Origin of the sequence: Paenarthrobacter sp. AB444 (assembly GCF_028736865.1) — a bacterium.
Classification (GTDB): Bacteria; Actinomycetota; Actinomycetes; order Actinomycetales; family Micrococcaceae; genus Arthrobacter; species Arthrobacter nicotinovorans_B.
The window spans coordinates 141,772-154,592 of sequence record NZ_JAQZBY010000001.1 but is presented as its reverse complement, the minus strand read 5'-3'; the positions used below and the strand labels follow the sequence as shown (position 1 = coordinate 154,592).

The 12,821-nt window shown below is 63.1% G+C and carries 11 protein-coding genes; 5 read left to right on the top strand and 6 right to left on the bottom strand.

Features of this window, described 5'->3' with window-relative positions; translation table 11 throughout:
- The first annotated feature begins 3 nt into the window (after window positions 1-3).
- The 4 genes from PQ627_RS00725 (at window position 4) to PQ627_RS00710 (ending at window position 2,981) form a co-directional block, all read left to right on the top strand.
- The gene (locus PQ627_RS00725) at window positions 4-1,230 is read left to right on the top strand and encodes a phosphoglycerate kinase (protein ID WP_274257840.1); all 1,227 of its coding nucleotides are present in this window, start codon (window positions 4-6) and stop codon (window positions 1,228-1,230) included.
- A 77-nt stretch (window positions 1,231-1,307) separates the two neighbouring features.
- On the top strand, window positions 1,308-2,123 hold the full coding sequence (gene tpiA / locus PQ627_RS00720; protein WP_274257838.1) for a triose-phosphate isomerase: 816 nt from the start codon (window positions 1,308-1,310) through the stop codon (window positions 2,121-2,123).
- Window positions 2,124-2,159: 36 nt separating this feature from the next.
- Window positions 2,160-2,417, top strand: coding sequence for a preprotein translocase subunit SecG (secG, locus tag PQ627_RS00715; RefSeq protein ID WP_144658770.1), 258 nt, complete (start codon window positions 2,160-2,162; stop codon window positions 2,415-2,417).
- 168 nt (window positions 2,418-2,585) lie between these two features.
- Window positions 2,586-2,981 carry an RNA polymerase-binding protein RbpA gene (locus tag PQ627_RS00710; protein ID WP_144658771.1) on the top strand — a complete coding sequence of 132 codons (396 nt, stop codon included), beginning with the start codon at window positions 2,586-2,588 and terminating at the stop codon, window positions 2,979-2,981.
- Here the strand turns inward: PQ627_RS00710 and pgl are convergent.
- From pgl to tkt, 6 genes are read right to left on the bottom strand one after another with little or no spacing between them, the layout of a single operon-like run.
- Complete coding sequence (gene pgl / locus PQ627_RS00705) at window positions 2,934-3,752, bottom strand: 6-phosphogluconolactonase (RefSeq protein WP_274257836.1); 819 nt, start codon at window positions 3,750-3,752, stop codon at window positions 2,934-2,936. The two genes, PQ627_RS00710 and pgl, sit on opposite strands and share 48 nt — an antisense overlap.
- Window positions 3,742-4,683, bottom strand: coding sequence for a glucose-6-phosphate dehydrogenase assembly protein OpcA (locus PQ627_RS00700; RefSeq protein WP_144658773.1), 942 nt, complete (start codon window positions 4,681-4,683; stop codon window positions 3,742-3,744). The genes pgl and PQ627_RS00700 overlap by 11 nt, the downstream gene beginning before the upstream one ends.
- Complete coding sequence (zwf, locus tag PQ627_RS00695; protein WP_274257833.1) at window positions 4,680-6,236, bottom strand: glucose-6-phosphate dehydrogenase; 1,557 nt, start codon at window positions 6,234-6,236, stop codon at window positions 4,680-4,682. The genes PQ627_RS00700 and zwf overlap by 4 nt, the downstream gene beginning before the upstream one ends.
- Window positions 6,237-6,251: 15 nt before the next feature.
- Complete coding sequence (locus tag PQ627_RS00690) at window positions 6,252-7,883, bottom strand: glucose-6-phosphate isomerase (protein WP_274257831.1); 1,632 nt, start codon at window positions 7,881-7,883, stop codon at window positions 6,252-6,254.
- Between the two features lie 6 nt (window positions 7,884-7,889).
- The gene (gene tal / locus PQ627_RS00685; RefSeq protein WP_144658776.1) at window positions 7,890-9,008 is read right to left on the bottom strand and encodes a transaldolase; all 1,119 of its coding nucleotides are present in this window, start codon (window positions 9,006-9,008) and stop codon (window positions 7,890-7,892) included.
- 31 nt (window positions 9,009-9,039) lie between these two features.
- Window positions 9,040-11,184, bottom strand: a complete 2,145-nt coding sequence (gene tkt, locus PQ627_RS00680; protein ID WP_274257827.1) for a transketolase — start codon at window positions 11,182-11,184, stop codon at window positions 9,040-9,042.
- Between the two features lie 428 nt (window positions 11,185-11,612).
- Between tkt and PQ627_RS00675 the strand changes: the two genes are divergently transcribed.
- Window positions 11,613-12,575: a heme o synthase gene (locus PQ627_RS00675; protein WP_144658777.1), complete on the top strand. Its 963-nt coding sequence runs from the start codon at window positions 11,613-11,615 to the stop codon at window positions 12,573-12,575.
- Window positions 12,576-12,821 lie beyond the last annotated feature (246 nt).

Genomic DNA, 12,821 nt, shown 5'->3' with positions numbered 1-12,821 from the left:
CACATGACATCTCACACCCTCAACGAACTCATCGCTGAAGGTGTCCGCGGGCGGTACATTCTGGTCAGAAGTGACCTGAATGTGCCGCTCGACGGCTCTACAGTGACCGACGACGGCCGCATCAAGGCCTCCCTCCCGGTCCTCAAGAAGCTCTCGGACGCCGGTGCCCGTGTGCTCGTAACCGCCCACCTTGGACGCCCCAAGGGCGCACCCGAAGAAAAGTACTCATTGAAGCCCGCTGTCGAGCGCCTCACGGAACTCGCGGACTTCAAGGTCCAGCTTGCTGCGGATACTGTTGGCGCGTCCGCCAAGGAACGCGCTGCTGCTCTGCAGGACGGTGAAGTCCTCGTCCTGGAGAACGTCCGCTTTGACGCCAGGGAGACCAGCAAGGACGACGCCGAGCGCGGCACCTTCGCTGACGAGCTGGTTGCCCTCACGGGCAGCAACGGAGCATACGTGGACGACGCCTTCGGAGCGGTCCACCGCAAGCATGCGAGCGTCTTCGACGTCGCAAAGCGGCTGCCCTCCTACCTTGGTGACCTTGTGCACACTGAGGTAGAGGTCCTGCGGAAGCTCACCACGGACACCCAGCGTCCCTACGTGGTGGTTCTCGGCGGCTCCAAGGTCTCCGACAAATTGGCTGTCATCGACAACCTCCTGGGCAAGGCTGACACCATTCTCGTAGGTGGCGGCATGCTGTTTACCTTCCTTGCAGCTGCAGGGCACAAGGTAGCCGGCAGCCTGCTCGAAGAGGACCAGATTCCGGTCGTCCAGGACTACCTGAAGCGTGCCGCCGACGCAGGCACATCCTTCGTCATTCCCACCGACGTCGTGGTCGCCAGCCGCTTCGCCGCGGATGCCGAGCATGAGGTAGTCAAGGCAGATGCCATCGAGGACAGTGCTTTCGGCGCTTCCGGCATCGGCCTGGACATCGGACCGGAATCAGCATCCGCTTTTGCCGCGCAAATCGAAGGCGCCAAGACGGTCTTCTGGAACGGTCCCATGGGCGTCTTCGAGTTCGAAGCGTTCGCCAATGGCACCCGTGCCATCGCGCAGGCGTTGACCGACACGGTGGCCTTTACTGTGGTCGGCGGTGGCGACTCCGCCGCAGCCGTCCGGACCCTCGGGTTCGACGATTCGCAGTTCGGCCACATCTCCACCGGTGGCGGCGCCAGCCTGGAATACCTTGAAGGCAAGGACCTTCCCGGACTGAGCGTCCTGGACCGCTAAAGCACCAACTCGGCCGGCAGGACGCCACAGCGTCCTGCCGGCCGTTCAACATCCCGACGCATTCCCTTGGAGTACATGTGACTACCTCCGCCAACGGCAACTTTGTCCGCAGGCCGTTCATCGCCGGTAACTGGAAGATGAACATGGACCACGTGCAAGGCATCACCTTGCTGCAGAAGCTCGCTTGGACCTTGTCCGACGCGAACCACGACTACACCCGTGTCGAGGTTGCCGTGTTCCCGCCGTTCACCGACCTCCGTGGTGTCCAGACGCTGGTCCAGGGTGACGAGCTCGACGTCGTTTATGGTGGACAGGATCTGTCCCAGTTCGACTCCGGAGCCTACACCGGTGACATCTCCGGCCAGTTCCTTAACAAGCTCGGCTGCTCCTACGTCCTGGTGGGCCACAGCGAACGCCGCACCATCCATAACGAATCAGACGAGGTCCTCAACGCCAAGGTGAAGGCCGCCTTCCGTCATGAAGTCACCCCGGTCCTTTGCGTTGGAGAAGGCCTCGACATCCGCCAGGCGGGAACCCACGTGGAGCACACTCTCGCCCAGCTGCGTGCCGGAGTCGAGGGACTGACTGACGAACAAGCCGCTGAACTCGTGGTGGCTTATGAGCCCGTCTGGGCCATCGGTACCGGTGAAGTCGCCGGCCCGGGGGACGCACAGGAAATGTGTGCGGCCATCCGCGCGGAACTGGCAGTTCTGTTCAATGATGCCGTCGCCGCCAAGACGCGCTTGCTTTACGGAGGATCCGTCAAAGCCAACAACGCGGCCGCTATCATGGCTGAAACAGACGTAGATGGACTTCTTGTGGGTGGCGCCAGCCTCGACCCCGCTGAATTTGCTAACATTGTCAGGTTCGAGAGCCACCTCGTCACGGACTAGTCCGGCTCCCGTTTTCCGCTTCTTCGAAAGGCCGTCGTGGACGTTCTTCAAATCATCCTGCAGATTCTGCTGGCCATCACCAGCCTTCTGCTGACGCTGCTCATACTCCTGCACAAGGGACGTGGCGGCGGTTTGTCCGACATGTTCGGTGGCGGAATGAGCTCCGGATTGAGTTCCTCCGGCGTGGCCGAGCGCAACCTGAACCGCTTCACCATCATTCTTGGTATTACGTGGGGCGTTGTCATCATCGGGTTGGGACTTATCATGCGCTTCAGCTCCGGCGGCGACTCCTAGTCTCCGCAGGGCGGGGAGGTTCCCTTACGGGAGCCTCCCCATTTTTATGTTCCGATCGGCACGCAACTACCAGTGCCGCCGTCGGGCCCCCAGCATTAGACTGACCCTGTTGGCTGCAATGCCTCCAGGGCCGTGACGGCCGACCACTGAGTCGTTAGGGGTTCAAAGATGGTTCATGGCACGCCTGGTTATCGGGGCACTCGTGTAGGAGTCGCCCAAGGATCCGAGGCAAGAAATCACAGTGACCACGGCCAGGGCGATCAACTGCCGCGTATTCGCGTTCCCTATTGGTGTTCAAAGGGCCACGAAACGCGGCTTGTTTTTCTTAAGCTTCCCGACGAACAGATTCCGCAGACCTGGGACTGCCCCAAATGCGGGATGCCGGCATCGCGGGATCCCGGTCGCCCTGCTGCTCCCCGGGCCGACGAGGAGCTCTTCAAGTCCCATCTGGACTACGTTAAAGAAAGACGCTCCAGCCAAGACGCCGAAGCTGTCCTGGCCGGAGCGTTGGAGCGGTTACGCGCCCGCGGGATCCTTTCGGACCAGTTGCTGGGGGACACGTGAGGCCGCATTTTCGTCGATGAGCCACAAAGTCCTGGAGCGGCCCACAGGGCCAGCTGCCGGAACCTGAACGGGATTCGCGCCGGCCAAGGCCAGGCCTACGGCACCAGCCTTGTCCTCGCCTGCCACCACCATCCAAATTTCCTGGGCTGTGTTGATGGCCGGCAGCGTCAAGGAAATGCGCGACGGCGGCGGCTTGGGCGAGTTTTCAACGCCAACCACAGTGCGGCTCTTCTCGCGGATCCCCGCCTGCTCCGGGAAGAGCGAAGCAATGTGCGCATCCGGCCCGACTCCGAGCAACAGAACGTCGAACCGCGGAAGCTTTCCAGGGGTTTCAGGCCTGTCGTCCGACATGTCCGCGGCGTGTTCGGCTTCCGCGGCTGCCCGGAGCTCTTCCTCGTAGGCCGCAGCAGCTTCAGCCGCGGTGGCGAACTGATCGGCTGACCCGGGTTCGTGGACCCGGGCAGGGTCCACCTGCAGGTGAGACAGCAGCGCCTGGTGGGCTTGGCGGGTATTCCTGTCGTCGCTGTCTGCGGCTACGAACCGTTCGTCACCCCACCAGAAGTTGACCCTGGACCAGTCCACGGCTGGAGCTGCGGCAGAGTCTGCCACGGCTTTGAGTGTGCCGATGCCCACCGTTCCGCCTGTGAGGACCACCGTGGCCTCGCCGTGCTTGTCCTGGACATCCACCAGTTTGGTGATGAGTCTGGCCGCAATGGCGGCCATCAGCACCTTTGAGTCGGGGTGGATGCTTACTCTTGGGTCAGCGTGCACTGGTTTGGACTCTCCTCTGGCTGGTAAGTGGCAGTCCCATAGTAATCACTTCTCCGAAGACTTCGTCCGGATCGAGCCGGCGGAGTTCCTCGGCGAGGCAATCCTTGAGGCTGCGGCGGGGGAGCGTAATGCGCTGTGCCGGCTGGCCAGGCTGGGTCAGCTCCGCCACGGACAAACCCGGACGGAACAGCTGGACATCACCACTGGCCCTTGTAAGCCTCACCCGGCGGATGCCTGTGCCTGCGGGGTCAGCAACGATCGTAACCGGTGCCTGCAAAGCCATGCTCAACCATGCCGCCAGCAGCAGCGTGCTGGGGGAGTCGGAGGCGCCCTCCACTGCGATGGCGGATACGGGATCGCCATCCATCTGGTCGAAGACAGCGGCGAGTTGCATGCGCCAGTTGGTCAGGCGGGTCCACGCGAGGTCCGTATCGCCTGCCTTGTAGGTGGCGCGGATGTTCTCCAGCGCCAGGCGGGGATCGGGTTCGTTGGCGGAGTCCGTGATCCGTCGATGGGCGATGCGTCCGATCGAGGTTTCGCAGGCACTCTCCGGGGCTCCGTGCGGCCACCAGGCCACGATCGGGGCATCCGGCAGAAGCAGGGCCGCTACCAACGATTCGCTTTCGTGGGCCATGTGGCCATGGCCGCGGAGCACGATGACCTCGGAGGCCCCCGCGTCACCACCGACCCGGATTTGCGCGTCAAGGCGGTCCGGTCCCTCAACACCGGCGTCCGCGAGGACGATGATCCGGCAGGGGTGCTCACGGCTGGCCTCGTTGGCCGCCTCGATGGCTTCTTCTTCCAGCCCTGACTTGGTCACCACCACGAGGGTCAGGACCCGGCCCAAAGCGATCACGCCACCCTGCTCGCGCAGGGACATGATCTTCTTGGAGATCTTGGAAGTAGTGGTGTTGGGAAGATCTACGATCATGGCCTTCTCCAGGTTCGTCCGTCACGGGCCAGCAGGGCATCGGCCGAAGCCGGACCCCAGCTGCCGGGTGCATACGGTTGCGGTTGTTCATCAAGTCCGGCCCAGTAGTCCTCGAACGGGTCCAGGATCTTCCAGGACAGCTCGACTTCCTGGTGCCGGGGGAACAGCGGCGGCTCGCCCAAAAGCACGTCAAGGATAAGACGCTCATACGCTTCGGGGCTGGACTCCGTGAAGGAGTGACCGTAACCGAAGTCCATGGTCACATCACGGACTTCCATCTGGGTACCGGGGACCTTGGAGCCGAAACGGATCGTGGCACCCTCATCGGGCTGGACACGGATGACCACGGCGTTCTGGCCGAAGTCGTCCTCGCCGTGGTCCCGGAAAAGCAGGTTCGGTGCACGCTTGAACACAACGGCAATCTCGGTGACGCGGCGGCCCAATCGCTTCCCGGCACGCAGATAGAACGGAACCCCGTTCCAACGGCGGGTATTGATGTCCACGCGGATGGCGGCATACGTCTCTGTCTTCGAATCCGCCGGGATGCCTTCTTCGTCCAGGTAGCCCAGGACTTCTTCGCCACCTTGCCAGCCACCGGTGAACTGACCACGTGCCGAGTGCGTGGACAGGTCATCGGGCAGCTTGACTGCTGCCAGGACCTTTTCCTTCTCAGCGCGCAGGTCATCGGCGTTGAACGAGATCGGCTCCTCCATTGCCGTCAAGGCAAGAAGCTGCAACAGGTGGTTCTGGATGACGTCGCGGGCCGCACCCACGCCGTCGTAATAGCCCGCCCGACCACCGGTGCCAATGTCCTCTGCCATGGTGATCTGCACATGGTCCACATAGTTGGCGTTCCACAGAGGCTCGAACAACTGGTTCGCGAAGCGAAGCGCCAGGATGTTCTGGACCGTCTCCTTGCCCAGGTAGTGGTCAATCCGGAACACAGCATCCGGCGGGAACACCGACTCCACAATGTCGTTTAGTTGACGCGCGGACTCGAGGTCATGCCCGAACGGCTTCTCGATCACCACACGCCGCCACTGACCGGGCTGGGCCTGCGCCAGACCATGCTTGGACAGCTGCCGGCAGACCTGCTCGAAGGCCTTCGGCGGGATGGACAAGTAGAAGCCGTGATTGCCGCGCGTGCCTCGGGTTTCATCGAGCTCGTCCAGAACGTCGCCCAGACGCTCGAAAGCGTCGTCGTCGTCGAACTCGCCCTGGACGAAACGGATGCCGGAAGCGAGCTGCTCCCAGACCGCTTCATCAAACTTGGTCCGCGCGTGCGCCTTGACGTTTTCCTTGACCTCGGCCGCGAAGTCCGCGTTGTCCCAATCGCGCCGCCCGAAACCGACCAAGGCAAAGCTAGGCGGCAACAAACCACGGTTGGCCAGGTCATAGACCGCAGGCATAAGTTTCTTACGGGCAAGGTCGCCGGTGACTCCGAAGAACACCAACGAGGACGGCCCGGCAATGCGGTTCAGGCGGCGGTCCCGCGGATCCCTCAAAGGATTCCGCAGGGCCCCGTTCTTCCTGCCGTTTTCAGTTTCTGGCATGTTTGTCTAAGTGCCTTAGCTTTCGAGTGTGCTGGCCTTGCCGGCCAACGCAGCGACGACTTCCTGAAGCTGAGCTACGCCTGCAGCGCGCTCGGTGAGGTGAAGGCGCAGCACCGGCCGTCCGTGGCCTTCGAGGACCTGAGCGTCACCGGACGCCTGGGCAGCGATGAGCTGCCCGAAGGTGAACGGACGCTCAGGAATCTCAAGGTCGGTCGATGACGCCGCGGTGATCTGCAGGAACACGCCAATGGCGGGACCACCCTTGTGGAACTGCCCGGTGGAGTGCAGGAACCTCGGACCCCAGCCAAAAGTGACCGGACGCCCGCTGACTGCTGCGAGCTCTTCGCGGACCCCTTCAAGGGGGGCGTGGGAGATGCGGTCAAGGTATGCCTGGACGCTGAGGTAGCCGTCGGTGCCAAGCTGGCCCAGCAGGGCCTGGACGGCTTCAGTCACCGAGGCTGCGGAACCAAGCCAGTCGCCGCCACGAACCTCTACGGCACCGTCGGTGAACGCCGCAGGAGTGGGTTCCGGGCGGGCGTCCAGCAAGCCTCTGGCTGCAACCTTGGCAGCTTCGACGTCGGGCTGGTCGAAGGGGTTGATGCCCAGGAGACGTCCCGCAACGGCGGTAGCGAACTCCCAGAGGAACATCTGTGAAGGCAGGCCACCGGCAACGGCAACTTCATTTTCGCGCAGTTCGACGTCGGAATCCGCGCCAACCAGCCGGACGACCAGGACATCGTCAGCGCCGCCGAGGGCTTCGGGGGAGTCCGGACCTGCGACGACCGGAAGGACGCCGGTGCCGAGCTTGCCCGTCGACTCGGCGATAAGCTGCTCGGCCCAGTCCGCGAAACCAACGATTCCGGAACCGTCCTCCGCGATGACGATTTTGTTCCGGAGCGGGCTCGTACCGCCGAGGGCGATGCCCAAGGCCAGGCCGATGTTGTCCGTAGAATCGTCGTTCAGGATTTCGGCTCCTTCTTCGGCCTCATCGAGGAAGGCCTGAATGTCCACCCCGGCAAGCCCGCTGGGGACAAGGCCGAAGGCGGTCAGGGCCGAAAAGCGGCCGCCAACGTTGGGATCCGCGTTGAAAACGGCGCGGTAGCCGGCCTCGCGGGAGGCCTTGTCCAGCGGCGAACCGGGGTCGGTGACGATAATGATGCGGCCCTTGGCATCGATGCCGGCGTCGTTGAACGCCTTTTCGAATACGCGTCGCTGCGAGTCTGTCTCCACCGTGGAACCGGATTTGGAGGAAACAACGATGGCCGTTTCAGCCAAGCGGTCCGCCAAGGCGGCGCTGACTTGCTCGGGGTCCGTACTGTCCAGCACAGTCAGCTCGACGCCAGCAGTCCCGGCTATGACCTCGGGGGCCAAGGAGGACCCACCCATGCCGCAGAGGACAATGCGAGAGACGCCTTCGGATCGGAGGGCATCACGAAGTTCCAGGATGTCCGCAACCAACGGTTGGGAAACCGTAGCGGCTTCTACCCAGCCGAGGCGGATTGCCGACTCGGACTCGGCATCGGGACCCCACAAGGTGTGGTCCTTTGCAAAGATGCGGGTAGCGATCCTGTCTTCGACCAGGTTGTCGATGTGCTTGGCGATGGCCTGCTGCGCAGCACCGCTGGCGTCGTAGCTGAGTGTGCTCATGGTGGGTTAGGAAGCCTTCCGTGCGGTGGCCAGGGCGCCTTCAACGTCGGCGAGCAGTTCCTTCCAGGAAGCAACGAACTTCTCAAGGCCTTCGGTCTCAAGGAGCTTCACGACGTCGTTGTAGGAGACGCCGAGTGCCTCAAGGGCGTTGAGGGTCTCGTTCGCTTCGTCGTAGGTACCGGTAATGGTGTCACCGGTGACCACGCCGTGGTCGAACGTGGCGTCAAGGGTCTTCTCCGGCATGGTGTTGACCACGCCGGCGGCAACGAGCTCGGTGACGTAGAGCGTGTCCGGGTATGCCGGGTCCTTGACGCCGGTGGAGGCCCAGAGCGGACGCTGGGGGAGTGCGCCGGCCTCGGCCAGCACTGCCCAGCGCTCGGTGGAGAAGAGCTCTTCGTAGACCTGGTAGGCCAACCGGGCGTTGGCGACGCCCGCCTTGCCCTTGAGGGCCTTGGCCTCTTCGCTTCCAATGGCGTCCAGGCGCTTGTCAATCTCGGTGTCGACGCGGGAGACGAAGAACGAGGCTACCGAGTGGATCTTGGAGAGGTCATGGCCGTTCTCTTTGGCCTGCTCCAGGCCTGACTGGAAGGCGTTGATGACCGCACGGTAGCGCTCCAGGGAGAAGATCAGCGTGACGTTGACGCTGATGCCCTCGGCCAGGGTGGCCGTAATGGCCTCGAGGCCCTCGAGGGTTGCCGGGATCTTGATGTGGACGTTGTCCTTGTTGACCTTCGCGTAGAGGTTCTTGGCCTCGGCGATGGTGCCCTCGGTGTCCCAGGCGAGGCGGGGGTCCACCTCGATGGAAACGCGGCCATCCACGCCGTTGGTGGCTGCTGCGACGGGTGCGAAGAGGTCACAGGCGTCGGCAACGTCAGTGGTGGTGATTTCGAAGATCGTCTCTTCGACACTGGCACCGGCTGCGGCCTTGGCTGCGATGGTCGCGTCATAGTCCGTGCCGGCCGTGATGGCGGCGTGGAAGATGGACGGGTTGGTGGTAACGCCAACGACGTTCTTCTCGTCGATGAGCTTCTGCAGGGTGCCCGTTTCCAGGCGGGTGCGGGAGAGGTCGTCGAGCCAGATCGAAACGCCGGCGTCGGAGAGTTGCTGCGTGGGAGTTGTAGACATGTGATTTCTCCTGTTGTGAGGTATCAGGCTGTTACGCGGAGGCGTCTGCGAGGGAGTCCTTGGCGGCGGCCGCAACGGCTTCGGCGGTGATGCCGAATTCGTTGAAGAGCCGCTTGTAGTCAGCCGAGGCGCCGAAGTGCTCGAGCGAGATGGAACGGCCGGCGTCGCCGACGAATTCACGCCAGCCCAGTGCCAGGCCGGCTTCCACGGAAACGCGGGCCTTCACTGCTGCGGGCAGGACGGATTCGCGGTAGGCCTCGTCCTGCTTCTTGAACCATTCAACGCAGGGCATGGAAACAACGCGGGCTGCGATGCCTTCGGCCTGCAGTGCTTCACGGGCTGCGACAGCGAGCTGGACTTCGGAGCCGGTGCCGATCAGGATGACCTGCGCGTCAACGGTTTCGCCGTCCTTGGAGGCTTCGGCCAGGACGTAGCCGCCCTTGGCCACACCTGCGGTGGATGCGAAGGTATCACCGGTGGCTTCGCCTTCACCGCGGGCGTAGGTGGGAATGTTCTGACGGGTCAGCACGATACCGGCGGGGTTCTCGTGGTTCTCCAGCATGGCCTTCCAGGCAGCGGAGACTTCGTTTGCGTCGCCCGGGCGGACGACGTCCAGGCCCGGAATGGCACGCAACGAAGCGAGCTGCTCCACGGGCTGGTGGGTAGGACCGTCTTCACCAAGGCCGATGGAGTCGTGCGTCCAGACGTACAGGGACGGAACGCCCATCAGTGCGCCAAGGCGGATGGCGGGGCGCTGGTAGTCCGAGAAGATCAGGAACGTGCCGGAGAACGCACGGGTACGGCCGTGAAGGGAAATTCCATTGACGATCGAGGCCGCTGCGTGCTCACGGATACCGAAGTGCAGGACGCGACCGTAGGGGTTGCCCTTCCAGGCGTCCGTCGAACGTGACGTCGGAATGAACGACGGCGAGTCCTCGATGGTGGTGTTGTTCGACTCGGCGAGGTCGGCGGAGCCGCCCCACAGTTCGGGCAGGACGGGGCCGATGGCGTTCAGGACCTTGCCCGATGCCGCACGGGTGGAAACGTCCTTGCCTGCCTCGAAGACCGGAAGTGCGGCGTCAAGCTCGGCCGGCAACTTCTTCGCTTCCACACGCTCCAGCAGGGCTGCGGCCCCCGGGTTCGCGGACTGCCAGGCCTCGAAGGACTCCTGCCACGCGGCGCGTGACTCGGCTCCACGGTCAAGGACCTTGCGGGCGTGGGCCAGAACTTCTTCGTCCACGTCGAAGGACTTGGCCGGGTCGAAACCGAGCACGGTCTTCAGTGCTGCGACTTCCTCGGCGCCCAGGGCCGAACCGTGGATCTTGCCGGTGTTCTGCTTCTTCGGTGCCGGGTAGCCGATAATGGTGCGCAGGGAAATGATCGACGGCTTGTTGGTCTCAGCCTTGGCTGCCTGCAGGGCCGAGTACAGTTCCTGGACGTCTTCGACGTAGTCGCCGGTCGGATTGTTTTCGCTGGGACGGGTCCAGTCAACGCGCTGGGTGTGCCAGCCGTAGGCCTCGTACCGCTTCAGGACGTCCTCGGTGAACGCGATGTCGGTGTCATCCTCGATGGAGATGTGGTTCTCGTCGTAGATCACTACGAGGTTGCCCAGTTCCTGGTGGCCGGCAAGCGAGGACGCCTCGGAGGTCACGCCTTCCTGGAGGTCGCCGTCGGAGGCGATGACCCAGATGGTGTGGTCGAACGGCGACTCGCCGGCGGGAGCATCGGCGTCGAACAGGCCACGCTGGCGGCGCTGCGAGTAGGCAAAGCCGACGGCGGATGCCAGGCCCTGGCCCAAGGGGCCTGTAGTGATTTCCACACCTGCAGTGTGCTTGTACTCCGGGTGGCCCGGAGTCAGCGAACCCCAGGTACGCAGTGCCTCAAGGTCCTTCAGTTCCAGGCCGTAGCCGGAGAGGAACAGCTGGATGTACAGGGTCAGCGAGGTGTGACCGGGGGACAGGATGAAACGGTCGCGGCCAAGCCAGTCCGGGTTCTTCGGGTCATGGCGCATCAGCTTCTGGAACAGCAAGTATGCTGCCGGAGCCAAGCTCATTGCCGTACCGGGGTGGCCGTTGCCGACCTTCTCCACGGCGTCGGCAGCCAACACGCGAACCGTGTCAACAGCCTTCTTGTCCAGATCGGTCCATGACAGTTCTTGCTCTTCCAAATGTGGCACGAAAACCGAGCCCCTCTCTGTGCTGACGGCAGGCGTATGGACACGGCACGCAGGAAGCACAGGATGGCGCCCGCTGCAATGTGTCTACCAGCCGTTCACCATTGAAACGTTGATCTCTCATCCAGACCCACGGATATCCGAGAATACGGTTTCCCGGATGATCAACGTGTGCTGTTCTGCTCAACAGCTTAGCCCCAAACGTGTCGCGGAACTCAGGGAATCCCACTAACTGGACAGAAATTCCCTTATATGAATCACGATTGCCTCCGCCGGCAGTGAAGATTCGGAAACATTGACGTTTTTTGCGGACATCGGGCCACTTCCGTCCACGGTATGATATTTGGAGGCCACCAGCGGTTCATGCGCCCACGTTTGCTTCAACGACCGGGACGAACAACCGCTGTGAGAACCCCAGAGCATAGAACAGAGTGACTGCCGCCGTGAGCACAACTGATACGCCCGTGAACGCTTCCCCGGCCCGGGGGAGCATCGGAACTTCCCGTAAGCTAAAGGCGTATCTGGCACTGACCAAACCCCGCGTGATTGAACTGCTCCTGGTCAGCACTCTCCCCACGATGATTTTCGCCCAGCGCGGTTTCCCCTCCATCGGACTCATCCTGGCGACCCTCGTGGGCGGCGCCTTCGCAGCGGGCAGCGCCGGCGTCTTTAACTGTTACATCGACCGTGACATCGACAAACTGATGCACCGCACGGAAAAGCGCCCCTTGGTGACAGGCGAAGTATCACCTCGCGAAGCCCTGGTGTTCGCTTGGATCCTGGGCGCCGCGTCCATCGCCATCCTGTGGTTCGGCGCCAATCCGCTGTCGGCATGGCTCGGCTTGGGTGCCATTGTGTTCTACGTGGTCATCTACACCATGATCCTCAAGCGCCGCACAGCCCAGAACATCGTCTGGGGCGGCGCCGCGGGCTGCTTCCCCGTCCTCATTGCCTGGGCTGCGGTGACCAACACCGTTGAGTGGCCCGCGATCGTCTTGTTCATGGTGATCTTCCTTTGGACGCCCCCGCACTATTGGCCGCTGTCCATGCGCTACGGCGAGGACTACCGCAACGCCAACGTTCCCATGCTCGGAGCCATCGCCGGTGCCAAGGTTGTTTCGGTGCAGGTGGTCCTGTACGCCTGGGCCATGGTCGCCTGCTCACTGCTGATGATTCCCGTCGGCGGGGCCGGTTGGGTCTACACCATCAGCGCCGTAGCTGCCGGTGCTTGGTTCCTCTACGAAAGCCACGCCCTTTACAAGCGGGCACAGGGCGGCGACGTCTCCAACAAGGGCGCCATGAAGGTCTTCCACGGCTCCATCAGCTACCTGACACTGCTCTTCATCGCACTTGCCGTTGACCCGTTCATCGGGTCGCCGCTCATCGGCGGCTGACCCCGGCGCTCACAAGCGCAGCAATATCCGACGACGTCGGCACTCACCCGGGTGCCGACGTCGTTCCGTTTCCCCACCCTCGCTCACATCCCTCCCGCTTCCCCCCGACCCTCACTCACATCCCTCCCGCTTGAGCCCGACGCTCGCTCACATCCCTACGGCATCCCGCCCACGCTCGCTCACATAGAACACGAGGCGGGCCCCTGACGCCGTGTGGGCGTAAGAACTCCCCAGCGTAGAGCGAAC